This window comes from Mucilaginibacter psychrotolerans (assembly GCF_004519315.1).
GTDB lineage: Bacteria > Bacteroidota > Bacteroidia > Sphingobacteriales > Sphingobacteriaceae > Mucilaginibacter > Mucilaginibacter psychrotolerans.
In genome coordinates this window covers 122,926-149,106 of the sequence record NZ_SOZE01000003.1, presented here as the reverse complement: position 1 = coordinate 149,106, position 26,181 = coordinate 122,926, and the positions used below count along the sequence as shown (strand labels likewise).

Sequence of the window (26,181 nt, the reverse complement as noted above, 5' to 3'; positions counted from 1 at the left end):
GGTTATTTTATTGAAAATGTTTCTCGCAAAGGCGCGAAGGCGCAAAGATTGAAATCAAAATATGCACGAAAACGAATTAGCGAAGATAATCGTCAATACAGTATTTGACATGCATAAAGAACTTGGCCCGGGCTTATTGGAATCAGTTTATGAAGAAATATTGTATTTCGAATTGGTAAGTAAAGGATTAACAGTAGAACGCCAGAAAGGGATAACTGTATTGTGGAAAGAGCTGAAAATGGACATAGGATTTAGGGCGGATTTGATAGTTGAAAATAAGGTAATTGTTGAATTGAAATCCGTGAGTAATTTGTCTCCTGTGCATTCTAAGCAAGTTTTAACCTATTTGCGATTATCAGGCTGCAAACTCGGGCTTTTAATAAATTTTAATGAGCTATTGATTAAAGACGGAATAAGCAGGATTGTAAACAACCTTTGAAAATCTTAATTCTTTGCGTCTTAGCGCCTTTGCGTGAGCTAAAACTCTAAAAAAGTAATCAATCTAACCCTTTGCGCCTTAGCGCCTTTGCGTGAAATAAAACTTAAAGCATCCATAATAGTAAATAAACTTTAATATTTGCATCAAATACCGATACCAATGACTGAAGTAAGACATAACTGGACACAGGAAGAAATAGCCGAAATATACCATTCACCATTGCTGGACCTGGTTTACCGGGCCGCAAGCATCCATCGCGAAAATAAAGACTACGCCGAAGTGCAGATTAGTTCGCTCATCTCCATCAAAACAGGCGGTTGCCCCGAGGATTGCGCGTATTGTCCGCAGGCTGCGCGTTATAATACGGGGGTTGATGTGCACGCCATTATGCCGAAAGAAGAAGTATTGGCTGCCGCGCAGAAAGCCAAAAATGGTGGCGCAAGCCGCCTGTGTATGGGTGCTGCCTGGCGGGAGGTACGCGATAACCGCGACTTTGACAAGGTGCTGGAAATGGTGCAAGCCGTAAACTCGCTGGATATGGAAGTTTGCTGCACACTGGGCATGCTTACCGAATCGCAGGCGCAGAAGCTGGCGGATGCGGGTCTTTATGCATACAACCACAATCTGGATACATCGGAAGATGATTATAAACGCATCATCACCACCCGTACTTACGACGATCGCCTGCAAACCTTAGAGCACGTTCGCAAGGCGAAGATCTCCGTATGCAGCGGCGGTATCATCGGCCTGGGCGAAACCGAAGCCGACAGGATATCGATGCTGAAAACCTTATCTAACATGCCTAAGCATCCGGAGTCGGTGCCCATCAACGCGCTGGTGCCGGTAAAAGGTACACCATTGGCCGATCAGCCGCGTGTTTCGGTTTGGGATATGGTAAGAATGATAGCTACCGCTCGCATCGTAATGCCGAAAACGGTGGTGAGGCTTTCCGCAGGCCGTACCGAAATGAGCACGCTGGAACAGGCTTTCTGTTTTATGGCAGGTGCAAACTCCATATTCGCAGGTGAAAAATTGCTGACTACGCCAAACCCATCTTTCGATGAAGATATGGCGATGTTCGAGTTGCTGGGCTTAACGCCTCGCAAGGCATTCAAGAATGGCAGGCCGAATGTTTCCAAGGAAATACGCGAGATGAGCATCAACGAGGTAATATAAGCCACTCTGCTTTACTTCGATACATCCAAAACTCAACTGCCATAATAATCCCTTCAAAAAGGAATCTTATGGCAGTTGAGTAATTCCCCCTAACAGATCGAACGGCTTGCAGACTCCCCTTACTTTTCCCCAACTGATCGTAGTCGGTGGGCGATTATATGTGTACGTGTCGGCGTGAAAACATTCATCTTTTGATTGCTTTTTTTAACTTAGATAAATGCAATTACTAAAATGAAAACTGCCACTTACCTTGCCATCGTCCTGTTGCTTACGTTCGCCCGCGCTTCAGCCCAAAACAACATCGTCGTCCTCCAAACTGATTTTGGTTTAAAGGATGGAGCGGTTTCGGCGATGAAAGGCGTGGCTATGGGTGTATCGCCGGGATTGAAAATCTTCGACCTTACGCACGAGATACCCAATTACAATATATGGGAGGCATCTTATCGCCTGTTCCAAACTATCAGCTACTGGCCCAAAGGAACGGTGTTCGTTTCGGTGGTAGACCCCGGCGTAGGCACTTCGCGTAAATCTGTAGTGATGAAAACAAAGACCGGGCAGTTCATCGTTACGCCGGATAATGGCACGCTCACACACGTAGCCGAAGCGTTTGGTGTGGCCGAAATCCGCGAGATAGATGAAGCCGTTAACCGCCGCAAGGCATCGGGTAAATCGTACACCTTCCATGGTCGCGATGTTTATGTTTACACCGCCGCGCGTTTAGCCGCCGGCGTAATTACTTACCAGCAGGTGGGCAAAGCCCTTCCGAATAAAGTGGTTGCGATGCCTTACCAGCATGCTACCTATACCGATGGTGTATTGAAAGGCACCATTGATGTACTCGATGTTCAGTACGGTAACATATGGACGGATATCAACGACGACCTGGTAGCCAAGCTGAACCTCAAATATGGTGACGTGCTGCATTTTAAAATATTCAATAAAGGATTGCCCGTTTACGAGGGCGATGCTCCTTACAGCAAAACCTTTGGCGACGTGCCCGAGGGCAAACCGCTGGCTTACCTCAATAGCCTGCTGCAGTTATCCTTTGCGCTGAATATGGGCAGCTTTGCCGATATCTACAAAATAGGCAGCGGAAGCGACTGGAGCGTGGAGGTGGGGAAGCGTTGAAAGGTTGAAAGGTTGAAAAGTCGAAAGTTGGAGGGTTTAAAATTTAAAACGCTAACCCAGCACCTCCACCTCTATAGCCTCTTCTTTCTTAACCGGCTCCTTCCGCAGATACATATAGGCAAAGGCAACAACCGTCACAGCTGCCGTGGCATAGATAATATACGGCACCTGGGTAATCACGTCCTGGTAGTACCAGCCTGCAATCAAAGCGCCTAATCCGATACCAGCCTCCAATGAGATGTACATGGTGGCAACGGCTTTGCCGCGATGGTCGGGTTGGCTCATATCTATCGTCCAGGCGTTGAGCGCAGGCGAGAGGATGCCTTGGGCTATGCCATAGAAAACTGCGCCCAGCATCAGGCCCGCAACTGTTTGCGCATAGGCCACAATTACCAGCGCTAATACCAGCAATATCAGTCCGGTTTTAATAACCACCAGCCTACCGTATTTGTCAGACACCTTTCCCGCTACAAACCTTATCACAAGCGATGCGATGGTAAATACCATAAAAAACAAACCTTTGTTGGCTATGCCCAGGTGGTGGCTCCAATCGGGAATAAGGGTAAGGATAGCGCCATACGACATGTAGGATAGCAGCGTGACGATTGCCGCAGGCAAAACTTCTACGGCAATAATATCCTTACGGGCTATTTTTAACATACCCAGGTTAAAGGGTTCGCGGTCCTTCAGGGTTTCGCGCATGTTCATCAGAATCACTATGGACATGAGCGCGAAGAACGAAGAGGTATAAAACAAGGTGTTGAGCGAGTGCGACATGCGGATAGCGCTGCCAATGGCCGGACCGACAGCCATACCGGTACTAAACAACAGGCCGTGAATGCCCAATGCTTCGCCCCAGCGTTCGCGGGGCACGATATCCGCCACATAAGCGGCGGTAGCCGTTGGCTTAAACCCGGTTGAAAAACCGTGCAGCAGCCTCAGGAACAAAAAACCGGAAACCGAGCTTAATACCGGATATAAAAAGCCGCATATGAAACAAACTATCGAGCCCACAGCCATCACCGGCACGCGGCCAAGTTTATCGGTAAGCCTGCCGCTGAATGGGCGCGAAATGCCTGCGGTAAGCGTAAACAAGGCAATGATGAGCCCTTTATGTTCGCCGCCGCCCATGCTACTAAGGTAGGCAGGCAGCTCGGGTATCAGCATATTGTAACTCGCCGAAAATAGCAGCGAGCTTAAACAAACCAGCGCAAAGTGGATATTGTAGATCGGATTTGCGGGTTTGGTCATTAGCAATTGTAAAATATAAGGACCGCAATTTAAAATTTATGGTTTAAAAAGCGCCCAGATAAAAGGAATTTGGATTGAAGAGTAAGGAAGCAAGAATCAAGAAAAGATGATGCGAAGTCTTGTCTCTTGACTCTTGATTTCTTGCATCTCTTTTTACTCGCTCTTATAAAGCACCCCTGCTTTTTCCGCAGATGTTTTAATGCCTTTGATCATTGCGGAGCTAAAACCGTTGTGTTCCATCTCGTTTAATCCGGCTATGGTGCAACCTTTTGGCGAGGTTACTTTATCAATTTCCTGTTCGGGGTGCGAGGCTAGTTGTAGCAGTAGGTCGGCGGCACCTTTGGCGGTTTGGGCTGCCATTTTCAGCGCATCGTGTGCGTGGAAACCTATTTCGGTACCACCCTGAGATGCCGCGCGGATAGAGCGCAGAAAAAAGGCGATGCCGCAGGCGCAAAGCGCCGTGGCGCTGGTCATCAGTTCCTCGTTTATCTGTATGGTAACGCCGACCGTGTCGAACAAAGATTTCACCAGGCTCACATTCGCATCAGATGCCGTATCGGTGGCGATACAGGTCATGCTGTGGCCTATGGCTATGGCGGTGTTGGGCATGGCGCGTATTACCTGCACATCTAAAGCCAGCTGCTTGCGTATATCTGCACAGCTCACGCCCGATACTACAGAAATAAGCAGGTGCTTAGCGTCACTCACTGCCGGTTGTATCTCGTCTAAAAGTTTATTCAGTTGCTGCGGCAAAATAGCCAGTACTACAATGTCGGCTTGTTTTACAGCTTCGGCGTTGTTGGCCGTTACGTTATAGCCTTCTGCTGCCAGGGCGGCAAGTGCAGCCGTATTGCGGCGGGTAAGGGTAATTTGTTGGGGGGCAAATATGCCTGCTTTTACCAATCCTTTAGCTAAAGCTAAACCAATGTTACCGCTGCCTAATATGGCAATATGTTGTTGTGTGCTCATGTTATTTGCTTAAACGTGTACCGAAACCTTTTTTGTTTTTGAGTTGGCCCAAATCATCGGAATGGCCTATGATAACGGCTTTTACGCCCATGCCTATAGCGTTGAACGCATTATCCAGTTTGGGTAGCATGCCGCTGTGTATTATTTTTTCTGCTTTCAGTTTCTCGTAGCGCTCCGGGTCAATGTCCCTAATCAGCGAATCGTCGTCATTAACGTCCATCAAAACGCCTTTCTTCTCGAAGCTGTATATCAGCGTGGTTTCGTAAAGGGCAGATAAAGCCACCGCCAGTGCAGAAGCGATGGTATCCGCATTGGTATTCAGCATCTGGCCCTCACCATCGTGCGTTAACGCGCAAAAAACGGGAGTGAAGCCGCTATCCAGCAGTTTGGCAATGTTGCCCGGGTTGATAGATGCCTCATGTAAATCGCCCACGAAACCGTAATCTATGGTTTTAACCGGGCGTTTTTTGGCTCGGATGAAATCGCCGTCGGCACCTGTAAGGCCTATGGCGTTGGTGCCGTAGCGTTGTAGTTGGGCAACGATGTTCTTATTGATCAAACCGCCATAAACCATAGTAACGATGCGGAGGGTATCGATATCGGTAATGCGCCGGCCATCAACCATCTGCGCCTCTATGCCCATACTTTCGCCAATTTGAGTGGCTACTTTGCCGCCGCCGTGTATCAGTATCTTGTAGCCTTCCAGTGCGGTAAAATCCTTCAGGAAACGGTGCAGGTTCTCCGAGTTATCGATAACGTTTCCGCCTATTTTGATGATGTGCAGGGCTTGCATGATATAATAGATAAGTCCGATGGCAATTATAGGGATTTTTTGGGACAGGGGAGGCGATTTTGCAGCAAAACTCATAGTTCAAGAAATTAACCACGGAGCGCGCAGAGAAGGCACAGAGAAAAACACAGAGCTTATAATATGATGTAGAGTTTCTGTCTGAAATGGATTTTGCAAACGCTTATTCAGTTTGCAGGGAATTTTTTGGGTAGGCTAATTAATTGCAGCCTGATAATTTAACTACAGACCGCTCATAGTTACCACAGAGAAAAACACAGAGCCAATTATATTCTATAAAGCTTCTGCCTAAAATGAATCTTGCAAACGCTTACTACAAATTGCAAGGCTCTGTGAACCCCTGCGCCTTCTCTGTGTTCTCTGCGGTTAAAAATAATGCGCTTATAATCAATTATATACGTATTATAACTGCAAATCCAATTACATAACGTAAAATATAGTTGTAAAACTGAAAACTAAGTTATATATTTGGTTTATGGAAGAGTTAACCCGTACCGAAGAACGCGTAATGCAAATTTTATGGAAGCTGAAGAAGGCTTTTGTAAAAGATATTATTGATGCTTTGCCCGAGGATCCTAAGCCACCTTACAACACCATATCATCGGTAGTGCGCCTGCTGGAGAAGAAAGGCTATGTGGCGTACAAAGCCTATGGTAAAACCTATGAGTACTTTCCGGCCATCAGCAAGGCCGACTACCGGAAGGAGTCGTTCAAAAAAATGTTCACCGGTTATTTCGATAATTCGGTGGAAAGCCTCCTATCCTTCATGGTAAAAGAGGAGAAACTAAGCGACCAGGATATTCAAAAAATTCAGGAAATGATTGATAAAAACACTAAAAAATGAAAGCATTCATCTACCTGCTGCAGGTATCGGCTTGTACCGGTATCTTCTATTCGTTCTACTTCCTGTTTTTAAGGAGGCTGACCTTCTTTACGCTTAACCGCTGGTACCTGCTGGCAACTTTGCTGTTCAGCCTGGTTATCCCCTTATTAACTTTTACTGTAGATACGGTTGCGCCGTCGCCGGTTATGGAACCAATTATCTACGTGCAGGATATGCAACGGATAACGCAGCCAGGTATGCAAATGACATTGGCGGGCGAAACATCTCCGCCACCCTTCGATTGGATGGCCGCGCTTAAAATGGGTTATATGGTAGTGGCAGGCTTATCCATAGCACACCTCATTTTTACACTTGCTGTATTCCTGTTACAACGTAACAAAAAGGAGTTAATGCATATAGGTAAGGTGAGGGTGCTGAGGGGGGGCAAAAAGTTAGGTAACAGTTCCTTCCTGAATGTGATTTTCGTTAACGACGAGGAGTTATTGCCCGATGAACTCCGGCAAATTATCGCACACGAATTGCTCCATGTAAAACTCCTGCACTCCGCCGATAGGATTTTGGCACGCGTGGTGCAGGTCGCGCTCTGGTTTAACCCCTTTGTGTACCTCTACATCCGTTCGATAGAAGAGAACCACGAGTTTGAAGTGGACCGTATAGCCGCGGGCGAGGACGAAAAGGGCATTTATGCGCAGCTCTTGTTCAAACTCGCTGTTTCGGGCCAGAGCTACCTGTTCCACGGCTTCAGTAAAGTGCCGCTAAAAAAGCGCATTACCATGTTATTTAACAAACCAACCTCAAATATGAAAAAGATAATTTACCTGCTTATTTTGCCTATAGTGCTCATAAGCTGCCTGGCTTTTGCCAACCTGCGTTCCGACGTGAAATTAAGCATAGTGGACGACCTGAGCTCATTAGGGAAGCACCCACTGGTACTTATTGATGGGAAGGCATATCATGATGATATACTTTACAAAATAGGCGGCAAATGCGTATTGGGCATAAACACTTTTAACCCGCCGGTGGTAAAGCGCGAATATGAAAAGTACGGCGATAATATAAAGGACGGGGTAGTGGTCATCAGTACCAAAAACCACCAGATTACCTATCAAACAGCTATCGAACGGGAAAACCTCGCGAAAAAGGCAGCAGTGCCCGCTATGCAGTTTTACGCCAGGTTAAGGCTTAAAAAAGAGGATGGAGGCAGCTTTGATAAGTGCATGGTACGTTTACCGTCTGGTGGTCGGGTAACAACCGATCTTGAAACCGATGAGCCTATCGTATTTATTGCCGATGGCAAGGTTTTTACAGAGCAGGAAATTAGCAAAGTAGAAGACTACGTAAAAACTCATAGGATTTACAGCTGGACGGCAGGCGAAAATTACAAGGGTAAAGCCGATCGAGATATTAGTGCCTATGCCAATTATTTCGGTTTCCAAAGCAGTACAGGCGATACCACTATTGGCCTAAAACAATACCGCCAGAAGGTGTACCATAATGGCAAACGAGAATTGCCAAATACCAAGGCTTTTGAGGACTATAAAAACTCTGCTAAGGGAAAACATGACCTGGCCGCATCACAAAAGGTAACGGATAAAGCGCTTACTTTCAAAGTTGTGGGCAGGGTTGATACCACTTATCAGAATGCCTTTGCCGGCCATCTTAAAGGCTATAAGGTAATGCTGGGAAATGATGAATATGTGTTGCAAGCGGGAGGGAAGTTTAGTGCCCTTGCAGGGTTGATACAACCTGGCGACGAAGTAGAAATTAAAGCCTTCATGTGCCTCTACGGCAACAACTCTCCTTTAATCATATCGCCCGAAACCATCAGCAAGGGCGGTAAGGTTATCTATCAGGCCGAAAAGATAGAACCCGCTAAATATGCGTTCCTGTACGAAGCCAATAAAGTGCGGTTTACCGATGGTACCATAAGCGACGTGCAAAAATACCCTAACGGGAATTGGAAAAGCGCAGTGGTACAAGTAGCCGGAGGTTACCGTATAAAATTCAACCTTAAACCATCGGCACCGGTGGTGAAGGGCATAGCCGCAGGCGACCGCGTATGGCTTCGTTTTGTGCACGAAGTAAAAACTGGTAAGATGGAGTACACCGTTAACGACTGGGTGTCCTTGAGCAACAACGTGCGCGATTACGGCGTGAAAAACCCTGAGTATTTTTATAAGTTTTATGAGAAGGTGTAAATGTGGCAAAGTCATTTTAACCACAAAGGACACAAAGACTAGCACACTTATTTACACAAAGGGCACAAAGTTTTCGAACGCTGCCTATAAAACCTTTGTGTTCTTTGTGGTTCTCTCTTTGTGCCCTTTGTGGTTAAATTAAACACGCAACGCATTAAAACTATTGCAATAAAAAACACATTTTCCTATTATCCTGTTTAGCTAAGCAAATACCGGCGGTATAATTATTAATTTGCTGCCCTTATACATAGCTATGGATAATAACAAACAAGCAAAGCCCCGGGTACTTATCATAGGCGGCGGTTTTGCAGGCATACAGTTGGCCAAAAATTTGAAACACGCCCCTGTTGACGTGCTATTGCTCGATAAACATAACTACCATACCTTTCAGCCGCTACTCTATCAGGTAGCTACGGGGGCTCTCGAGGGCGATTCGATAGGTTTCCCCATCCGCAGGATATTTGGCAGGCAAAAGAATTTCACCTTCCACCTGGCCGAGGTGCAAAAGATAGATGCCGCCGCCAAGGTGGTAACCGCCAATATTGGTGATATCCATTACGATTACCTGGTGATCGCTACGGGTGCCAATACCAACTATTTCGGTAACAAGGAACTGGAGCACTACACACTGCCCATGAAGAACATTGCCGAAGCCTTGAACGTGCGCAGCCTGATTATCCAGAACCTGGAGAAAGCCTTGGTCACCTTCGATGCTGTCGAACGAGAGGCGCTGCTCACCTTCGTAGTAGTAGGTGGCGGGCCGACGGGTGTAGAGCTCGCCGGTGCCATAGCCGAGTTGCGGAAATATGTGCTTTGCAAGGACTATCCCGGCCTTTGCCGCGACGATATGAAAGTGTACCTGGTGGAGGGCAAGGACAGGGTACTTGGTGCCATGTCTGAACAAGCATCTGTAAAGGCTAAAAAATTCCTTACAGACATGGGCATTTCCATTTATAACGGTGTGCACGTTTCAAGTTATGACGGCGATACCCTGAAGATAGATAACGGTGTAGATATAAAAACCCGTAACGTATTCTGGGCCGCCGGCGTGCGCGGCGAAATGCCGGAGGGCCTGTTGCCGGATGCCATTGCCAAAGGTGGCCGCATACTAGCCGATGAGATAAACAGGGTGAAAGGTTATGATAACGTCTTCGCCATTGGCGACGTTTCTTTGGTGGTTAGCGAGGCCAATCCAAACGGCTTCCCCGGTGTAGCACAGGTTGCACTACAGCAGGGTAAGCGGCTGGCCAAGAACTTGGTATGCATCATCAACAACCAACCTACTACGCCCTTTAGATACAATGATTTGGGTACCATGGCCACCGTTGGCCGCAACAAAGCTGTGGCCGATTTAAAGCACCTTCACTTCCAGGGCTTCTTCGCCTGGATACTTTGGATGTTCGTTCACCTGCTTTCGCTGGCGGGTTTCAGCAATAAATCCATTGTGTTTTTCAATTGGGCAGTGAACTATTTTACGCGTAACAGCGACAACAGGCTGGTGATTCACGCATTCGATACCAAAACGATGATGACTGACCCCGCTGCCAAATAAAACTATTTGAGGCCATGCAGGTTAAGCTTTTATATGCATCTGTTCCTCATTATTGCGCTGCTGGTCATGGTAAGTGCTTTGTACTCTTACATCAATGCACGGTTCTTAAAACTGCCGGGCACCATCGGTATTATGGCACTGGCTATCATCGGCTCTATATTGACCATTGCCGTAGATAACCTGGACCCCGGAGTTGCGCGTTATCTTACCCTGTTGGCCAAGAACATCAATTTTTCTACCACGGTGCTCAATATCATGTTGGGTTTTCTGTTGTTTGCCAGTGCATTTAATTTAAATGCACATAAGCTGAAGCGCGAAATGCGGCCGGTGCTGATATTAAGCACGGTTGGCGTTATTCTTTCTACGGCCATCTTCGGCACGATGCTTTATTATATCGCAGGTGTTATAGACGTGAAGATACCTTATGTTTACTGCCTGCTTTTCGGCGCGTTGGTATCGCCTACCGATCCGGTGGCAGTAGGGGCCATTATCCGCGGTTCTAAGTTGCCATCTAACCTGGAGACGATCATATCGGGGGAATCGCTATTTAATGACGGCATTGGGCTTGTATTGTTCATCACCCTGTTGGAGATTACGCGTACCGGCACCGATAATATCGATTTTGCCAAAGCGGCGCTCCTTTTTGTACAGGAGGTGTTTGGTGGCATTGCGCTTGGAGCCGTGACCGGCTTTTTGGCTCACCGCTTGATGTTATCTATCAAAGATTTCCAAACAATTGTTTTGGTATCCCTGGGCCTGGTGATGCTCAATTCCGTAGTAGCCGAATGGCTGCATCTTTCTATACCCTTATCTGTTGTTACGGCGGGGCTGCTTGCGGGAGGGCGTTCTATTAATGCCGATAACAAAGAGCATTCGCATGAAGCGCTGGAGAAATTTTGGGAGCTTATAGATGAGATGCTGAATACGATGCTTATCGTGATGATAGGCCTGCAGATGGTGAACTTGCCCTATATCAAGAATTATTACCTCACCGGCGCAATCGGTATCGTTATCATCCTTGTTGCTCGCTGGCTCAGTATTGCACTTCCGTTAACCTTCTTAAGGCGTTCATTGAATGTGAGTTATAGCAATGTAAATATCCTGACCTGGGCAGGAGTGAGGGGCGGCATTACCATCGCTTTGGCCTTAGCCCTGCCCGCATCTCCCTATCGGCATTTTATCCTTTCGGGCAGTTATTTTATCGTGATATTCTCCATTATTGTACAGGGATTGACGCTTAACAGGGTGATAAATGCATCGTATAAGGGGAAGTGAGTAGTGGCAGTAGCACTAGCAGTGACAAGTAGATGGTATTAGTAAGTGATAAGAGTGAAGAGTAACAATAGCAGACCTAAGCTAACCACCGCGTCATTGCGAGGCACGAAGCAATCTCTACGCGGGAAGATTCACCATGCAATTCGCCCTGCTCATCGGGGGATTGCTTCGTGCCTCGCAATGACCTTAGGAAAATAAGCTCGATAAAAGCTAACATTTCAAATCTCTCATATAAGCCGCAATCTCCACTTCATTCTTGTCTGCCGAAACGCTTAAAGCTCGGATGATATTCTCCCTTTCCACCTCGCTGCGGTTTTGGCTCAGTTTCTTTTTGCCTTGCAAGTCATCTACAACAATTTCAAACGCAACGATACCGTTCATCATCTTAAACTTATAATCATCAAGTAGTTGCGCCCATTGCTTTAAGTAATCGGCTTCATAAAAACCGATCATTTTTTCCAGCAGTTTAGCTACTTCGGCTTTGTCGTCTATCAGGCTTGCTTTGCCGTATGCATGCACGGCAAGATAGTTCCAGGTGGGTACGTTCAGTTCTTTTTCGTAATTGGAGGGAGAGATGTACGCATGTGGCTCGTTGAATATCACCAGGGATGTTTCATTAAACACAGCTACCGATTGGGGGTTGGCTTTGGCAAAATGGGAGATAAGCACCAGTGCATCGCCCCGTTGCTCCACGATGAAAGGCAGGTGCGTAGCCTCGGGCACGCCGTTGTTATTCGTAATTATGGTAGCGAAGCTGTACTTCTGCATGAAAGCAATAGCTTCCTGATGGTCTGATAATTGGAAGTGCTTTGGCGTGTACATTAAGATAGAATCAAGATTAAAAGAGCCAAGAAAAGAAGAGATTGCGTGTCGCTACAATGCTTCCAAGATCTGCTTCAACACAGCCTGCGCTGCCCATACGCGGTTACCTGCTTCGTGTATCACTACAGAGCTGTCGCTATCCAATACCTCCGATGAAAGCTCCAAATCGCGCCTTACGGGCAAGCAGTGCATTACTTTGGCTTTTGGGGCGTCTTTGAGTTTATCCAGCGTAAGCATCCAGTCTTCGTTGCCGGGCAGTATTTTGCCATAAGGCTCGTAGGCCGACCAGTTTTTTACATAGATAAAATCTGCATCCTTCAATGCCTCCTCCTGGTTGTGGGTGATGGTTGCGCCGTTGGTGAATTCTTCAGAAAGCTCATATCCGGCCGGCTGGGCGATGGTAAAATCTACGTCGCCCTTGCACATCCATTCGGCAAAAGAATTCGGCACAGCCTGTGGCAAGGGCTTTATATGCGGTGCCCAGGTTAATACTACCTTGGGGCGCGCATTTGTTTTCAGTTCTTCAATAGTCACCAAATCGGCAAGGCTTTGCAGGGGATGGCGCGTAGCAGATTCCAGGCTCACTATGGGTACTTTGCAAAACTCTACAAACTTGTTGAATATCAACTCACTATAATCTTCTTCGCGGTTCTTTAAACCCGGAAAGGAGCGTACGCCGATGATATCGGAATATTCGCCCATAACCGCGGCAGCCTCACGGATGTGCTCTACAGTGGTGCCGTTCATCACCACACCGTCGTTCAGTTCCAACGCCCAGCCTTCTTTATCAATATTGAGCACAATAACGTTCATACCCAAATTCTGTCCGGCCTTTTGGGTGCTGATACGGGTACGCAGGCTTGGGTTTAAAAAAACGAGGCAAAGGGTTTTATTTTCGCCCAGGTGTTTGTGTGCAAAAGGATTTTGTTTCAGTTGTAATGCTTCGGCAACAAGTGCCTGTACATCGGTAACATCGTTAACAGCAGTAAATAGTTTCATGGTTTTGCCTCGTTTAGCCAGCCTCATTAGCCTCACCCTAAATCCCTCTCCAAAGGAGAGGGACTTGAAGAAAGACTTTTTGTGATTTTATATTTTATGAATTTTTCAGTGTCGTAGCAAATGCTTCCAGGAACCTATCGGCATAAGCTTTTGTTAAGTTAAGTGCCGGTAAAAGCCTTACTACGTTTGGTTTAGCTTCGCCGGTAAATATCTGGTGTTTAAATAGTAAGTCTTTTTTGACATTTGCTAATTCGGCAGGTAAGTCGATGCCTATCATTAATCCACGGCCACGAACTTCTTTTACCTTTTCGAATCTTTTCAGTTCTTCAATCAGGTATCCGCCCACTTCGGTGGCGTTCTGCATCAGGTTATCTTGTTCGATGATTTCTAATACGGATAATGCAGCGGCACAAGCCAGGTGGTTACCGCCAAAGGTGGTACCCAGTTCGCCGTACCATGGTTTTATTTTTGGCGATATACTGATAGCGCCCACCGGGAAGCCATTGCCCATGCCTTTTGCCATGGAGTAGATATCGGCATTGATACCTGCAAAATCGTGCGCATAGAATTTGCCTGTACGGCCGTAACCGCACTGCACGCTATCCGCAATAAATACTGCGTTATGCTCATCGCAAAGTGTGCGTATCTTCTGCAGGAAGGGCAGCGGCGCAACCTGTATGCCGCCCACACCTTGTATGCCTTCGATGATAACGGATGAAATCTCGTTTGCGGCAAATGCCTGCTCCAACGCTGTTTCATCTGCCCATGGCAGGAAAATGGCATTGTCGGTTTCGTTTACTGGTGCAACAATTTTTGGGTTATCGGTAACGGCAACTGCCAATGAGGTACGCCCGTGGAAAGCATTCTTGAAGGCGATAACTTTCTTTTTGCCATTGTAGAACGAGGCGAGCTTTAACGCGTTCTCGTTTGCCTCGGCACCCGAGTTGCAGAGGAAAAGCTGGTAATCTTCCTTGCCCGAAATCTGTCCCAGTTTTTCTGCCAGTTGCTTCTGCAGAGGGATCTCGATAGAGTTGGAGTAAAAGCCAATCTGGTGCAACTGGTCCTCCAAACGCTTTACATAATGCGGGTGGGTATGGCCGATGGATATAACAGCATGGCCTCCGTAGAGGTCGAGGTACTCGGTGCCTTTGTCGTCATAAACAAGGCTTCCGATGCCTTTAACAATATTTATTGGGTTGATGGGATATACGTCGAATAAATTCATTTTTTAAAAGATAATTAAAGAAAAACACAGAAAAACCTCCGAAAATTAACGGTACTTAAAACGGCGACGGGCTTAAAAACCAATCGCCTTAAGTCGTAATCCTGCGCGCTCATCCAGGCCAAACATCAGGTTCATATTTTGAACCGCCTGCCCGGAGGCGCCTTTAAGTAAATTATCCATAATGCTGATAATGAATATTTTATTATCATGTTTCTTTACCTGCACAAAGCATTTGTTGGTATTGATGATTTGTTTCAGGTCGATATCCTTGCTGGTTACATGGGTGAAAGCGTGCCCGGCGTAATACTCTTTATATAATTGCAAAGCATCTGCCTCTGATAGGTCGCTTTCGGTGTAAATGGAAGCGATGATACCCCGCGTGAAATCTCCACGGTAAGGTACAAAATTAATTGCCCCCCAGCCACCTGAAGGGGGAGTAAAAGCACTTGCAGCCTGATTAAGCGATTGCCCTATTTCATTTAAATGCTGGTGGCTAAAAGCTTTATATACAGACAGGTTGTCATTCCTCCAGGTGAAGTGCGTTGTAGGCGATAAGCTTTGCCCCGCACCCGTTGAACCGGTAGTAGCGGTAATGTGCACCTCGTTTGTAAGCAAGCCTTTGGATGCCAAAGGCAGCAAGCCCAACTGCAAACAGGTTGCAAAACAACCTGGGTTGGCAATGTTATCTGCCGATTTGATAGCCTCGCGGTTCAACTCCGGCAAGCCGTAGACAAAGTTCTTAGTCTTAAGGCTTGAGTTTTGAGTGAGCCGGAAATCCTGGCTCAGGTCGATCACTTTAATGCTATCCGGAATCTCGTTAGCCTCTAAAAATTTCCTGGCATCGCCATGACCAACACAAAGGAACAGGACGTCTATTGCGTTAGAAAGCTCCGAAGCGAATTGCAGGTCGGTATCGCCAAACAGGTCGGTATGCACATCATAAACATGCTTACCTGCACTGCTGGTGCTGTGCACAAACACTATGTCCACAAAGGGGTGGTTGATAAGTATCCGTAGCATTTCGCCGCCGGTATAGCCTGCACCGCCAATAATGCCAACCCTCACTCTGGCACCAGCCCCCCGGCCCCCTGAAGGGGGAGTCGAAGTTTCTATATTTTCTTTTGTATTTTGATCACTCATGTTATTCAGTTTTAGTTCCCCCTTCAGGGGGTTAGGGGCTGGGCTACAGGTTCACCCGATCATTTTTTGTAGATGGTGTGGAGTACAAAATAAATTCCAGGTCGTTGCTTTCTTTATTGGCGATAAAGTGCTTTTGCCCAGGCTTGATTTCGATGCCCTGTTCGGGTTTTAAAACGCAGGTTTCCCCGTCGATAGTGAATGTTGCCCGCCCTTTCAATATAAAAAAGAACTGGGAAGCCACATTGTGGTAGTGCAAAGCTTCGGCTGTGTCTGGCGGCATCAACTCCTGTTTAATGGACAATGCGTCGGTATCCACATAATTCCAGCCATAGCAGTCATCCCCCCAGCGGTAGTGGCTTATACATTCGCTCCGCGAGAAAATAAAGGGCTCAGCCCCCCGACCCCCTGAAGGGGGAGTTGGAATGCCTGTATTGTGGTTGGAATTATCGTTCATAGTTTATTGAGCTTTGCTTACTCCGCTCCCCCTTCAGGGGGCTGGGGGGCTGCGTTTACTTTATGGTAAATCATCACCTGGTTACCGAAAATCTTAGAGAAGCCTTTAACATCTTCACCACTCCAGGTGTTGTTCATTTCGCCGTAGCTGCCAAACTTGTTCGACATCAGGTCGTGATCCGACTCAATACCCACTACCTGGAAACGGTAAGGGTTCAGCTGTACAAACACTTTACCGCTAACCTGTTTCTGCGTATCAGTAAGGAATGCTTCGATGTTGCGCATGATCGGGTCGTGGAACTGCCCTTCGTGCAACCAGTTGCCGTAGAACATCGATAGCTGATCTTTCCACGATAGCTGCCACTTGGTTAAGGCATGTTTTTCTAAAGTGTGGTGCGCTTTAATGATCACCATGGGCGCAGCAGCTTCGAAACCAACTCTGCCTTTAATACCGATGATCGTATCGCCCACATGAATATCCCTACCAACACCATATGGTTGCGCTATCGCCTGTAAGGCTTGGATTGCTTTTGTAGGATGATCGTATTTTTGATCGTCTATAGCAACCAGTTCGCCTTTTTCAAAAGTAAGGGTGATATCGCGGGTGCCGGTTTCGGTAACCTGTGTCGGCCATGCATCTTCGGGTAGGCCCAAATTAGATGTTAAAGTTTCTTTACCACCTACAGATGTGCCCCAAATACCTTTGTTGATAGAGTATTTCGCTTTCTCGAAGTTCATTTCCACACCATGTTTCTTCAGGTATTCTATTTCCGCTTCACGGCTCAGCTTCAAATCGCGGATAGGGGTGATGATCTGCACATCGGGTACGAGGATATTGAAGATCATATCAAAACGCACCTGGTCGTTACCGGCACCGGTACTACCGTGGGCAACATATTCGGCCCCAATTTCTTTGGCGTAGTTGGCTATAGCAGTAGCCTGGCTCACACGCTCGGCACTCACCGACAGCGGGTAGGTATTATTCTTCAATACGTTGCCGTATATCAAAAAGCGCACGCAGGTGTTGTAGAAGTTTTCAGTCTCATCAACCACGTGATGGCTAGTTACACCCATCTGGTAAGCACGTTCTTCAACGCCTTTTAGTTCTTCATCGCTGAAACCGCCGGTGTTTACAATTACGGAATGTACCTCGTAACCCAGATCGCGGGTTAAATAAATGCAGCAAAATGAGGTGTCTAAACCGCCGCTGTATGCTAAAACTACTTTTTTCTTTGCCATTTTTTATTGTTGTGAGAGACGCAAAGTATTGCTTCTCTACGTTTAAGTTATCTATTGTACAGAGACGCTATATTTTGTGTCTCCGGGTATTTTAATTGAATACTACAATATGCTCAAGCCTTTTCTTTATCGCAGCCTCAATCCGCTCCAGCAAAGTTGCTTTATGCGTTATCTTCTTCATCTTTTCCTCGTATTGTTTCTGCACTTCGGCGGGGTCGAATAGCATGGCGGTGCACATACAGTTCTTGCGGCCCTTGGCTGTCAGAATATCGAAGTTTACGCAACTGGTACAGCCCTTCCAAAAGTTCTCGTCTTGTGTAAGTTCCGAATACGTTACCGGCTCATAGCCCAATTCCGAGTTTATCTTCATTACGGCTAGACCTGTAGTTAAGCCGAATATCTTTGAATCGGGATATTTTTGGCGCGAAAGCTGGAATATCTTATGTTTTATAGCTTTGGCTAAGCCGGCTTTGCGGTAAATAGGGTTAACGATGAGGCCCGAGTTGGCCACGAAATCGCCATGGCTCCAGGTTTCTATATAGCAGAAACCCGCCCAGGTGCCGTCTTTATGCAGGGCTATTACGGCCTTGCCTTCCAGCATCTTGTTGGCCACATACTCGGGCGAGCGCTGGGCAATACCGGTACCACGCGCCTTTGCCGATTCTGCCATCTCATCGCATATCAAAGGGGCAAAGTCGGCGTGTTGTGCCGATGCTACCTGTATATCAAAATCTTGTATGGTCATTATAATAGAAAAATTACCGTTAAATTATTGGCCTTCGGGCCGTAAATAATTAGAGGGGTTTTGGGTTGAAGAAGATTAAAAGCTTCTTTGGACTGGGTGAGGGGCTATAGCCCAATTCACACACGGGGCATGAAAACCCGTCGTCGGCTGGGGGAGAAGAACAAAACAAATGAAACCAAAACAACAGCTACAGGAGCGAATATTGCTCTGTTAACAGTCGTATTTAAGTTTTTTTGATTCATTTCGATCAAAGATTTTATTCCTTTTAAAATTTGTGCAAAGTATTGCATAATAATTTACATATGCAAGGGAAAAGTGTTGATTGGTTGTAAATGGTTAAAAAAGTTAGAAAAGTTGTTAGTCCGTAATGTTAGGCGTATAAATAACATTTTTAACTTTTTTTTAACCTCTTCAACCTTTCTAACCCTTTTAACTTCTGCTAACTATATCCCCAATAATCATCTCCGCGTGTATGCGAGAGTTTTCTATGAACCACAGGTGGGTATCCAATCCTCCGCAAACTACGCCGGCCAGGTATATACCGGGCAGGTTAGTTTCCATAGTATCAGGGTTGTACTGCGGGATGAATTTATCTTCGGTAAGGTTGATGCCCAGTTTGGCGAGGAAATCGAAATTGGGTTTATAGCCCGTCATGGCCATTACGAAATCGTTGGGGATGGTAATCAAGCCTTCGGGAGTTTGGATGTCTACTTCAGTCTCGCGTACAGCAGCCAGGCTTGAGTTAAAATGGGCGGTGATGCTGCCTTCTTTGATTCGGTTGATAATATCCGGCCTCACCCAGTATTTTACCCTGCTACTTACGTCATCGCCGCGGATAATCAGCGTAACATGCGCGCCTTTTCGGTAGGTTTCTAACGCAACATCTATTGCCGAGTTGCTGCTGCCCACTACCACCACGTTTTGCATGGCGTAGTAGTGTGGGTCTTTATAGTAGTGTTTTACTTTTGGCAAATCCTCGCCAGGGATATCCAGCTTAACGGGAATATCATAAAACCCGGTGCTTAAGATAATCCTTTTTGCCTGGTAGGTTTGCTTATTGCTGGTGATGCTGTAGCCATTTTCGCCGACCTTTACATCGGTAATTTCTTCGAACAGATTTATCGGTAACTTATTATCCAACGCTACGCGGCGATAATACTCCAATGCCTCGTTACGGTTAGGCTGCTTGTTTACGCTGATAAAAGGCACGCCACCAATCTCCAGCCGCTCGCTGGTAGAGAAGAAAGTCATGGTAGCGGGGTAGTTGTATAGCGAATTTACAAGGCAGCCTTTTTCTACAATAACGAAGCTGAGGCCTGCCTTTTGCGCTGCCAGTCCGCAAGCCAAGCCGATTGGACCGGCACCGATGATAAATATATCGAGCATGTGGCGAAGATAAATAAACAAGTGGGCAAAGGGGAATCAATATCGAATAATGAATTTCGAATGATGAATTTCGACCTTGTATTCAAGATCCAAATTCATTATTCGGCGTTCGATATTGCTAAAAAAGTTTATTGCACAAAAAAGGGTAAGCTACTTTTATCGCGCCGCTCAACTCTCTACCCTTGCTGCGTTCCCGCCCTGGGGGAGTTCAAGAGGAGCTGGCCGTAAAAGACTTACCCCGGCGCAAAGATAGAAAAACCATGCGTTTGTGGTTAACAAATTGTTAAAAAAGCGGGATTTGTCAATTAGATGTTGATTGTCAGCGGCTTTAATTTTAGCGTTATCGTGTTTATCAATTCAAAAGGTCAAAATACAGGTTGGTGTGGGATAGTTGATAGCATTGGTATAGCCTATGTGCCTGATTTGATACCGGTCGTTGCCTAAATTAAATGCTTTTATGTTAAAATAGCATTGACTGCGCCATCTCCAATTACCGTATTTTAGGCATCTGTAAAAACATTCCATTGATGAATAATCGTCCCATTTACCCCTGTGCATGCCTGGCGTTGCTATCTGTCTTATTGCTATGTATGCTTACTCCTAACCGTGCAGTCGCCCAGGCTGAGGTACAGCCCTGGGGCAATATCACCGGGATACGCAGCCATGGCCAGTTATACGCTTTCGAGAGTAGCCTGCGGGTTATCAGCGCCAATGGTAAAAAGATAGCCGCAACGGCAAAGGAAATGCAATCTCCAACGTACAACCGCCGGGCCGGGAGTCAAATCGTACTTACCCGCATCGATAGCTTGTTCTTCGGGCAAACGGTTACGGAGGATGGTACCGGGAAAATAAAAGTGGCTTTACAGGTTATCGCTAAAAAGGATACTACACTTACAGGTGTGTTCTTTTGCCTTACGCTGCCTGCAGCAGAATATGGCCTGAGTAAACAGATGCTATCGGGGGTAAAAGAAGATTCGGTTAGGAGCGATGCCGCCGCCGTGGCCAATAGTTTTGTAAACAAACGGGTAAAATCCGTGGAGTTTGGGGCGGCAACCCGCAAGCTTAAGCTAAGCTTCGATTCGGCGGAGTTGATTTTAGTGCGTAAAGATTCGCTTGGTAACCTACAGTTGTACCTTCCGCTGGCATTAAATGCCGTAGGCAGAGGCGATATCATTGAAAAAACTTTCAGCATAAAAGTAAGCGGCGATATCGATAATCTGCCCGTTGAGCTTGCCGTAAATACCGCGCAGCCCGGGCGGGAATTTGCGGGACTTGGCGGCAACTTCCGACTGCAAAACCCTAAAACCGACCCGCAGGTTATTGACTATAGCTTACAAAATCTTCGCGTGGCTTGGGGCCGGGTAGAGATGCCCTGGCGCTTTTGGCAACCCGATAAGGATGCAGACCCTATTGCTGCCGCTAATGATGGTAAACTGAACCCCTTTGTTTTGAAATCTATGCAGATGGCACAGCGGTTAGACAGCATGGGCGTGCCGGTAATCCTATCGGCTTGGTCGGCACCAAATTGGGCTATCGTGGGTCCGCCAAAGCTCAGGCCCGGCCCAGACGGCATATGGGGTAACCCACTAGACCATAGCCGCGATCAAGCCATCTACAAGTCCATCACCGATTATATCCTGTACGTAAAGGCCAAATATGGGTTCGAGTACAAGCTATTCTCGTTCAACGAATCAGATCTGGGCATAAACATACGCCTTACGGGCGAGGAGCATCGCGATTTTATAAAAGGATTGGGCGCCTACATGGCTTCCAAAGGCCTGCAGACCAAGCTGTTGCTGGGCGATAACTCCGACGCAAACACGTATAGTTTTATTTACCCCGCCATTGCCGACCCGGCTACTCGTCCGTACATTGGCGCCATTTCTTTTCACTCGTGGCGAGGATGGGATAACGAGACTTTGGGTAAATGGGCCGATGCCGCCACCAAAACCAACTTGCCGCTTATCGTTGGCGAGGGTAGCATTGATGCCGCTGCATGGAACTACCCCGATATTTTTCAGGAACAAACCTACGCGCTGGAAGAAATTAACTTATACGTGCGCCTGCTGGCGATTTGCCAGCCCGAATCGATACTGCAATGGCAGTTAACGGCTGATTACTCGCCATTGATAGGTGGCGGAATCTTCGGTAACAAGGAGCCATTGCATCCTGGCCAGCGTTTTTGGAATTTAAAACAGTTGGCCAATACGCCCGCAGGTTTGCAGTCCATGCCTGTCAGCGTAAGCCGACCGGGGATATCTGCTGCGGCACTGGGGGATAATAGCAAGGGCATTTATACAATACATCTGGTAAACAACGGCAGTACGCGCCAGGTAAGCCTTATTGGCCTGCCAGCTAAAGTAACCAAACTACGGTATTTCATTACCAAGCGCAAAACCAACCGCAAAACCAACCTGAAAGAAGCGCACGCCTTGGAATTAAAAGACGGCGCATTCAAATTCAAACTGCCAGCGGTAAGTTACGTGAGTTTGATAAGTGAGTAAGGGCGGATGTGCAGATTATAGATTTCAGAGTTGCAAATAATTAACGACGGAAACCTGTTGTAAGCCGGTATATGCAAATCTGTAATCTAAAATCTGCACATTCCCAAGTCCTACTTAACCAGCTTAAAGCTGTACTTGTAGCTTAGGGTTTGGCCATCTGCCTGTATATTTTTAATGTTCACGTTGTAATTGATGTTGTCTTTCAGTCCCTCTGTTTTCCATTGGATGGAGTTAGGTAAGCCTTCACTGTCGTTATCGTAGCTGATGGAAGAAACCCGCAATTGCTGTCCGTTGTCAGTTGTTACTTCAATAACTGCGGTGTTATATTTTATATAAGAGTTGTTCCATTCATTAAGCCTATCGTAAAGAGCCGAAAAACTTAAATAGCCATTTTTAAGGAAAAGTGCCGTAGGGTAATCTGCGTATGGGTAGCCAACATATTCCACGTTTAAATATCGAATATCGGCCACCTCATCGTTGATTACTTTAAGTGATGCCGCCGACACAAAACCATAGTTGGATTTCTTGGGTTTGCCGTCTACCCGGCCATAGGCCACATATTTCAGAAAAGGATCCAACAGCCACCGGCGGTGACCGATAGTCTGGCTATATTCTTCGGTAAGCCAGCGGTCCACATTTTTGTCGTCGCTAAAATCTCTAACCTGGGTGCTTAAGCTAATACCCAGATTACTGTTACCACTTCCAATTGCGCCATTTGACGTATAACATGCAAAGCTTGCATCGGGCGAATGGTCGAGCACAGCATTTGCCGCGTTGATAAGAGCCGACTGCTGCACCAGTTCGTCGCCAGCGGTATTATAACTAACTGGCGGTAGCTTATGCAGGCCACGGATATAGTTTACCCTGGCCAACGCGGCCTGTTTGCTGCTTTTGTTAAGACTACCGGCCTGGCAGTTTTGTATATCGGGGGATACTACGTAGTATTTATCATAACTGAAATTGGCAACGGTATCCTTTTTACAACTGATTGCCAGTGCAAAAAATAGTACAAGCCATAATTCTTTCAGGAGTGGTTTCTTCATTTTGCTGCTGCAATGCAAACATGCTAAGTTTTTAGCGCTTTTCGCTAGTCGCGAAGCATTATCATGGCTTTGCAGGCCCGCACTTTGCGGGTTTCTCCGTGCCTGGCCGAAACTACCAAATCGCTGTAGCTTTGTTTATATGATTTTGACAAGGCTTCGAAAAATGAATTGGCTTCGGGCTCCTGGTCAAGCTGTGCCTGTAGTTCGGCTGGCGTGCCTTCAATGTGTTCGCCTTTTTTCAGCATGGAGTAAACATAGCAATATCAGCTTTACTTCAAGGCTTCCTCCAATAAGCCTACCAACGCTTTATACCTTTCGCCGCGGCCATCGTTCTTGATATAATAGCATAGCAAAAAGGCCGTATAATGCCCCTTATTATCCACCATCGGGAAACTGCCAAAAAGGCCTGGGCTGCTTACTACGTTTGGCCCCATTACCCATTCGCCGTAACCATAGCCCATGCTGCCTGCTTCGGCGGGTGAGTAACCTATTGTTACCGCCGAGGTTACACGGTTTATCTGCATCTCGGCAATGCTCGCTTCGCTCAGGATGCGTTTGCCTTTATAAACACCTTTGTTCAGTATCATCGCCAAAAAGTTGGTATAATCATTGGCGCTACTGTTTGCACCTCCGGCGGGCAGGGCAACCTTGCTGGTGCCGAAATCGCTACTCTTCATTTCCAGCGGGCCTGCAATTCGCTCGGCAAAAAGTGTGTGGAAATCCTTCCCGCTTATTTTCTCGATGATGGCGCCGGCAATCTGCAAACCGGCGTTACTGTAATGGAACACGGTGCCGGGTTTACCTTCCATTTGTAAGGCGGCAATATCGGCAATGGCATCGTCCATAGTGTTAACGTTGCGCATCTCTTGCAGGCTTTCTTTCAACGATGGTGCTTTGATACCCGTAGTATGCGACAGGCACTGGCTCACAGTAATATTGCCCTTGCCATGCTGCGAAAGTACCGGCAGGTATTTGCCAACGGTATCGGTAAGTTTTATTTTGCCCTCGTCCACAAAAGTCATCACTAGTGCCGCACTGAGCCATTTGCTGCAGCTGGCAATGGGTATTTTGGTATTGGCATCATAATCATCCAGGTTGGCGGTTTTGTTTTGCTTGCGGGCAATGAATTTATTTACCATCTTTTGCCTGCGCGATAAATCGTTTACGGCCTTATTATAAACTACTTTGCCATCTTTATAAACCACCAGCACGCTGCGGCCACCCATGGCGGGGGTGTTATCATTTAGCCAGGCATCCAGCTTATCAAAGTTTTGCTGCGCATTTGCGCTGCCTGCTAAAAGGAGCAGGGCCGCGACGAAAATGAAGTATTTTTTCATGGTTGTTTTTTGTTTGAACCTTTTGTCAATTGTCATCACAGGGTGGTTGCTCAATTGCCCATAATGGCTTTTTTTACGGCGGCCATTTTATTTTTCACTATTTGCTGGTAGGCATCGTACTGCCCGGTACTTAAGACAGCTTTTAGTTTGGCATCTTTCTCTTGCATAATAGAGCGGGCCTTCATGCCTTTGCTTAGCCGACTATCGTCTGAATTGAAAAGTGGCTGCATTTTTTTAGCGTACTCCAGATTAAGCTGACTAACCTGCCGGTACTGCGCATCGGTAAGTTTCAAGTCCTTTTTCATCATGTTGGTTTGCCAGTCGGCCCGTTGCTTCGGGGTCGATTTTTTGATGGCTGCAGCATCCATTTGCTGGGCCCATACAGGGGCAGAGGACAGTATGGTTAAAAACAGCAGGATAAGGGTCACTCCGTATCCTGCCTTTGTTTTCGTATTTTTCATAGGTGCAATTTAATATTTTACCAGCTAACGGCGTAAGTAGTGCCGCTTGCGAACACAATATTGGCCTTTTTGCTTCCCAAGAAGGTAATGGTAGCGCTATAGCTAAAGGTTTCGCCGGTTGAGGCTGTACCGGTTACCTTAACCGTGCCGGTACCTGATGTAATCTGTTGGGTAGCCTTGCTTACTTTTACATCAGTAGTAATGATGTTTACGGTGCTGCTAAAGCTGCGGTTTTTGCGCACTTTTGATTGCTGCGTGCCTTTGCGTGTGTAGGTTTGGTTTACCACGTATTCGCTGCTGCCAAGTTCAAGCCCGGTTACGGTAAATGCGCCGGTTGAGTTGTCGTCAGACGACATCCTGGGGCCCGAGTAAGTGCTGCCTCCCGTAAAAGTAAAATCGAGTTTTGAGGGGATGCTACCTACGCCGCAGGTAAGGAGGCGATGCCAGCTAAGGTTGTAGCTGTAAGTGCGTGTTGCCGTGCTGCCTGTGCCGGTGATGGTGCTATCCTTTGCTACGCCGCATTTTGCGCTGCTGCTGTTGGTTAGTGCAATGGTTGTGGCCGCTGTAGTTTGCAGGGCAAGGCCGCCGCTGGCAGGGTCAACTGCTTGTACCATAACTTCGGCGGCCTCGTCTTCAGTAACGGCATTGCCGGCGGTACTGTCTTTTTTGCAGGAAGATAAAGCCATGGCGATGCTAAGCGCCGTTATAGAGAATAGTTTAGCAGCACGGCTGCCGAATGCGGTAATTTGATTTGTTTTCATGATGCTTATGTTGTGTTTTTGGGATTTTGATGATATTGCGTTAGTGAACGATTACGACCCGTCTGCGCACCGGTCGCACTATCAAAGGCCTGGTTACTAATACCGGCCTTGCGACGGCAGGGCGTGTTAACACTACTACGCGTTGGCGCGGATGCCTTACCACGATGGGGGTTTGCGCCTGGGCTACTATGGCCGAAATAGTTATCGCCAGGCTCAAGAGGATTTTTTTCATATCGGATGTTTTTTGTTTGTTGATGCTAATTTGAGCTGAATTACCTTTCATCGTTCAACCAAAATAGGTGAAGCTGAAAAATCGGGTGGCGAAGTGATTGCAGGCCAACGGTTTTTATATTTAAACTACTAAAAAGCAGCTTGAAAATTGAAATAACAGCAGATTATTATGCTTCTGCTGTACGCCATATTCCT

At 46.8% G+C, this 26,181-nt stretch carries 25 protein-coding genes and 1 other RNA gene; 8 read left to right on the top strand and 18 right to left on the bottom strand.

What is annotated here, in order from left to right:
• Nucleotides 1-61: 61 nt before the first annotated feature.
• From E2R66_RS04635 to E2R66_RS04625, 3 genes are all read left to right on the top strand, one after another.
• Nucleotides 62-439, top strand: coding sequence for a GxxExxY protein (locus tag E2R66_RS04635; protein ID WP_133227146.1), 378 nt, complete (start codon nucleotides 62-64; stop codon nucleotides 437-439).
• A 159-nt stretch (nucleotides 440-598) separates the two neighbouring features.
• On the top strand, nucleotides 599-1,615 hold the full coding sequence (bioB, locus tag E2R66_RS04630) for a biotin synthase BioB (RefSeq protein ID WP_133227144.1): 1,017 nt from the start codon (nucleotides 599-601) through the stop codon (nucleotides 1,613-1,615).
• 231 nt (nucleotides 1,616-1,846) lie between these two features.
• Nucleotides 1,847-2,743 carry an SAM hydrolase/SAM-dependent halogenase family protein gene (locus E2R66_RS04625; protein WP_133227142.1) on the top strand — a complete coding sequence of 299 codons (897 nt, stop codon included), beginning with the start codon at nucleotides 1,847-1,849 and terminating at the stop codon, nucleotides 2,741-2,743.
• 51 nt (nucleotides 2,744-2,794) lie between these two features.
• Here E2R66_RS04625 and E2R66_RS04620 read toward each other — a convergent pair whose 3' ends face one another.
• The 3 genes from E2R66_RS04620 to argB form a co-directional block, all read right to left on the bottom strand.
• Entirely contained in the window at nucleotides 2,795-3,994 is a 1,200-nt protein-coding gene (locus E2R66_RS04620) for an MFS transporter (protein ID WP_133227140.1), read from the bottom strand.
• Between the two features lie 153 nt (nucleotides 3,995-4,147).
• Nucleotides 4,148-4,963, bottom strand: coding sequence for a pyrroline-5-carboxylate reductase (gene proC / locus E2R66_RS04615; protein WP_133227138.1), 816 nt, complete (start codon nucleotides 4,961-4,963; stop codon nucleotides 4,148-4,150).
• A 1-nt stretch (nucleotide 4,964) separates the two neighbouring features.
• Nucleotides 4,965-5,756, bottom strand: a complete 792-nt coding sequence (gene argB, locus E2R66_RS04610; protein WP_133227527.1) for an acetylglutamate kinase — start codon at nucleotides 5,754-5,756, stop codon at nucleotides 4,965-4,967.
• A gap of 490 nt (nucleotides 5,757-6,246) precedes the next feature.
• Here argB and E2R66_RS04605 point away from each other — a divergent pair, with 490 nt between their 5' ends.
• From E2R66_RS04605 to E2R66_RS04590, 4 genes are all read left to right on the top strand, one after another.
• Entirely contained in the window at nucleotides 6,247-6,615 is a 369-nt protein-coding gene (locus E2R66_RS04605) for a BlaI/MecI/CopY family transcriptional regulator (protein WP_133227136.1), read from the top strand.
• A complete protein-coding gene (locus E2R66_RS04600; protein ID WP_133227134.1) occupies nucleotides 6,612-8,813 on the top strand; it encodes a M56 family metallopeptidase in 2,202 nt (733 codons plus the stop codon). Before E2R66_RS04605 ends, E2R66_RS04600 begins: the two co-directional genes overlap by 4 nt.
• A 253-nt stretch (nucleotides 8,814-9,066) precedes the next feature.
• Nucleotides 9,067-10,365 carry an NAD(P)/FAD-dependent oxidoreductase gene (locus E2R66_RS04595; protein WP_133227132.1) on the top strand — a complete coding sequence of 433 codons (1,299 nt, stop codon included), beginning with the start codon at nucleotides 9,067-9,069 and terminating at the stop codon, nucleotides 10,363-10,365.
• A 33-nt stretch (nucleotides 10,366-10,398) separates the two neighbouring features.
• Nucleotides 10,399-11,640, top strand: coding sequence for a cation:proton antiporter (locus tag E2R66_RS04590; RefSeq protein WP_133227130.1), 1,242 nt, complete (start codon nucleotides 10,399-10,401; stop codon nucleotides 11,638-11,640).
• 210 nt (nucleotides 11,641-11,850) lie between these two features.
• On the opposite strand, the gene E2R66_RS04585 is transcribed toward E2R66_RS04590, so the two are convergent.
• The 9 genes from E2R66_RS04585 to ffs all read right to left on the bottom strand — a co-directional run bounded on the left by E2R66_RS04585 (nucleotide 11,851) and on the right by ffs (nucleotide 19,888).
• A complete protein-coding gene (locus E2R66_RS04585) occupies nucleotides 11,851-12,462 on the bottom strand; it encodes an FMN-binding negative transcriptional regulator (protein ID WP_133227128.1) in 612 nt (203 codons plus the stop codon).
• A 51-nt stretch (nucleotides 12,463-12,513) separates the two neighbouring features.
• Nucleotides 12,514-13,461 (bottom strand): Rossmann-fold NAD(P)-binding domain-containing protein, encoded by a 948-nt coding sequence (locus tag E2R66_RS04580; RefSeq protein ID WP_133227126.1) that lies wholly within the window; start codon nucleotides 13,459-13,461, stop codon nucleotides 12,514-12,516.
• A gap of 94 nt (nucleotides 13,462-13,555) precedes the next feature.
• Nucleotides 13,556-14,686, bottom strand: coding sequence for an aspartate aminotransferase family protein (locus E2R66_RS04575; protein ID WP_133227124.1), 1,131 nt, complete (start codon nucleotides 14,684-14,686; stop codon nucleotides 13,556-13,558).
• Between the two features lie 72 nt (nucleotides 14,687-14,758).
• A complete protein-coding gene (argC, locus tag E2R66_RS04570) occupies nucleotides 14,759-15,826 on the bottom strand; it encodes an N-acetyl-gamma-glutamyl-phosphate reductase (RefSeq protein WP_133227122.1) in 1,068 nt (355 codons plus the stop codon).
• 43 nt (nucleotides 15,827-15,869) lie between these two features.
• Nucleotides 15,870-16,280, bottom strand: coding sequence for a cupin domain-containing protein (locus E2R66_RS04565; protein ID WP_133227120.1), 411 nt, complete (start codon nucleotides 16,278-16,280; stop codon nucleotides 15,870-15,872).
• A gap of 17 nt (nucleotides 16,281-16,297) precedes the next feature.
• Entirely contained in the window at nucleotides 16,298-17,518 is a 1,221-nt protein-coding gene (argG, locus tag E2R66_RS04560) for an argininosuccinate synthase (RefSeq protein ID WP_133227118.1), read from the bottom strand.
• Nucleotides 17,519-17,609: 91 nt separating this feature from the next.
• Entirely contained in the window at nucleotides 17,610-18,263 is a 654-nt protein-coding gene (locus tag E2R66_RS04555; RefSeq protein ID WP_133227116.1) for a GNAT family N-acetyltransferase, read from the bottom strand.
• 429 nt (nucleotides 18,264-18,692) lie between these two features.
• The gene (locus E2R66_RS04550) at nucleotides 18,693-19,649 is read right to left on the bottom strand and encodes a YpdA family putative bacillithiol disulfide reductase (protein WP_133227114.1); all 957 of its coding nucleotides are present in this window, start codon (nucleotides 19,647-19,649) and stop codon (nucleotides 18,693-18,695) included.
• Nucleotides 19,650-19,789: 140 nt separating this feature from the next.
• Nucleotides 19,790-19,888, bottom strand: an RNA gene (gene ffs / locus E2R66_RS04545) — signal recognition particle sRNA small type.
• Nucleotides 19,889-20,239: 351 nt separating this feature from the next.
• Between ffs and E2R66_RS04540 the strand changes: the two genes are divergently transcribed.
• Nucleotides 20,240-22,153: a hypothetical protein gene (locus tag E2R66_RS04540; RefSeq protein WP_133227112.1), complete on the top strand. Its 1,914-nt coding sequence runs from the start codon at nucleotides 20,240-20,242 to the stop codon at nucleotides 22,151-22,153.
• A 110-nt stretch (nucleotides 22,154-22,263) separates the two neighbouring features.
• Here the strand turns inward: E2R66_RS04540 and E2R66_RS04535 are convergent, their stop codons facing one another.
• The 6 genes from E2R66_RS04535 to E2R66_RS04510 are packed head-to-tail and all read right to left on the bottom strand — an operon-like array spanning nucleotide 22,264 to nucleotide 25,987.
• Entirely contained in the window at nucleotides 22,264-23,196 is a 933-nt protein-coding gene (locus E2R66_RS04535; RefSeq protein WP_133227110.1) for a CAP domain-containing protein, read from the bottom strand.
• Between the two features lie 44 nt (nucleotides 23,197-23,240).
• Complete coding sequence (locus tag E2R66_RS04530; RefSeq protein WP_133227108.1) at nucleotides 23,241-23,441, bottom strand: YdeI/OmpD-associated family protein; 201 nt, start codon at nucleotides 23,439-23,441, stop codon at nucleotides 23,241-23,243.
• 24 nt (nucleotides 23,442-23,465) lie between these two features.
• The gene (locus E2R66_RS04525) at nucleotides 23,466-24,533 is read right to left on the bottom strand and encodes a serine hydrolase domain-containing protein (RefSeq protein WP_133227106.1); all 1,068 of its coding nucleotides are present in this window, start codon (nucleotides 24,531-24,533) and stop codon (nucleotides 23,466-23,468) included.
• A gap of 50 nt (nucleotides 24,534-24,583) precedes the next feature.
• On the bottom strand, nucleotides 24,584-24,994 hold the full coding sequence (locus tag E2R66_RS04520) for a hypothetical protein (protein WP_133227104.1): 411 nt from the start codon (nucleotides 24,992-24,994) through the stop codon (nucleotides 24,584-24,586).
• 17 nt (nucleotides 24,995-25,011) lie between these two features.
• On the bottom strand, nucleotides 25,012-25,755 hold the full coding sequence (locus E2R66_RS04515; RefSeq protein WP_133227102.1) for a hypothetical protein: 744 nt from the start codon (nucleotides 25,753-25,755) through the stop codon (nucleotides 25,012-25,014).
• Nucleotides 25,756-25,795: 40 nt separating this feature from the next.
• The gene (locus E2R66_RS04510; protein ID WP_133227100.1) at nucleotides 25,796-25,987 is read right to left on the bottom strand and encodes a hypothetical protein; all 192 of its coding nucleotides are present in this window, start codon (nucleotides 25,985-25,987) and stop codon (nucleotides 25,796-25,798) included.
• Nucleotides 25,988-26,181: the final 194 nt, after the last annotated feature.

Bases quoted from the DNA above. Each gene is read 5' to 3' on its own strand.
- E2R66_RS04555 (WP_133227116.1), bottom strand. From the start codon at position 18,263: ATGACCATACAAGATTTTGATATACAGGTAGCATCGGCACAACACGCC.
- E2R66_RS04525 (WP_133227106.1), bottom strand. From the start codon at position 24,533: ATGAAAAAATACTTCATTTTCGTCGCGGCCCTGCTCCTTTTAGCAGGC.
- argG (WP_133227118.1), bottom strand. From the start codon at position 17,518: ATGGCAAAGAAAAAAGTAGTTTTAGCATACAGCGGCGGTTTAGACACC.
- E2R66_RS04515 (WP_133227102.1), bottom strand. From the start codon at position 25,755: ATGAAAACAAATCAAATTACCGCATTCGGCAGCCGTGCTGCTAAACTA.
- E2R66_RS04510 (WP_133227100.1), bottom strand. From the start codon at position 25,987: ATGAAAAAAATCCTCTTGAGCCTGGCGATAACTATTTCGGCCATAGTA.
- E2R66_RS04635 (WP_133227146.1), top strand. From the start codon at position 62: ATGCACGAAAACGAATTAGCGAAGATAATCGTCAATACAGTATTTGAC.
- E2R66_RS04625 (WP_133227142.1), top strand. From the start codon at position 1,847: ATGAAAACTGCCACTTACCTTGCCATCGTCCTGTTGCTTACGTTCGCC.
- bioB (WP_133227144.1), top strand. From the start codon at position 599: ATGACTGAAGTAAGACATAACTGGACACAGGAAGAAATAGCCGAAATA.
- E2R66_RS04580 (WP_133227126.1), bottom strand. From the start codon at position 13,461: ATGAAACTATTTACTGCTGTTAACGATGTTACCGATGTACAGGCACTT.
- E2R66_RS04535 (WP_133227110.1), bottom strand. From the start codon at position 23,196: ATGAAGAAACCACTCCTGAAAGAATTATGGCTTGTACTATTTTTTGCA.
- E2R66_RS04590 (WP_133227130.1), top strand. From the start codon at position 10,399: ATGCATCTGTTCCTCATTATTGCGCTGCTGGTCATGGTAAGTGCTTTG.
- argC (WP_133227122.1), bottom strand. From the start codon at position 15,826: ATGAGTGATCAAAATACAAAAGAAAATATAGAAACTTCGACTCCCCCT.
- E2R66_RS04550 (WP_133227114.1), bottom strand. From the start codon at position 19,649: ATGCTCGATATATTTATCATCGGTGCCGGTCCAATCGGCTTGGCTTGC.
- E2R66_RS04620 (WP_133227140.1), bottom strand. From the start codon at position 3,994: ATGACCAAACCCGCAAATCCGATCTACAATATCCACTTTGCGCTGGTT.
- E2R66_RS04595 (WP_133227132.1), top strand. From the start codon at position 9,067: ATGGATAATAACAAACAAGCAAAGCCCCGGGTACTTATCATAGGCGGC.
- argB (WP_133227527.1), bottom strand. From the start codon at position 5,756: ATGCAAGCCCTGCACATCATCAAAATAGGCGGAAACGTTATCGATAAC.
- E2R66_RS04540 (WP_133227112.1), top strand. From the start codon at position 20,240: ATGCTTACTCCTAACCGTGCAGTCGCCCAGGCTGAGGTACAGCCCTGG.
- E2R66_RS04565 (WP_133227120.1), bottom strand. From the start codon at position 16,280: ATGAACGATAATTCCAACCACAATACAGGCATTCCAACTCCCCCTTCA.
- E2R66_RS04520 (WP_133227104.1), bottom strand. From the start codon at position 24,994: ATGAAAAATACGAAAACAAAGGCAGGATACGGAGTGACCCTTATCCTG.
- E2R66_RS04585 (WP_133227128.1), bottom strand. From the start codon at position 12,462: ATGTACACGCCAAAGCACTTCCAATTATCAGACCATCAGGAAGCTATT.
- E2R66_RS04600 (WP_133227134.1), top strand. From the start codon at position 6,612: ATGAAAGCATTCATCTACCTGCTGCAGGTATCGGCTTGTACCGGTATC.
- E2R66_RS04575 (WP_133227124.1), bottom strand. From the start codon at position 14,686: ATGAATTTATTCGACGTATATCCCATCAACCCAATAAATATTGTTAAA.
- E2R66_RS04530 (WP_133227108.1), bottom strand. From the start codon at position 23,441: ATGCTGAAAAAAGGCGAACACATTGAAGGCACGCCAGCCGAACTACAG.
- proC (WP_133227138.1), bottom strand. From the start codon at position 4,963: ATGAGCACACAACAACATATTGCCATATTAGGCAGCGGTAACATTGGT.
- E2R66_RS04605 (WP_133227136.1), top strand. From the start codon at position 6,247: ATGGAAGAGTTAACCCGTACCGAAGAACGCGTAATGCAAATTTTATGG.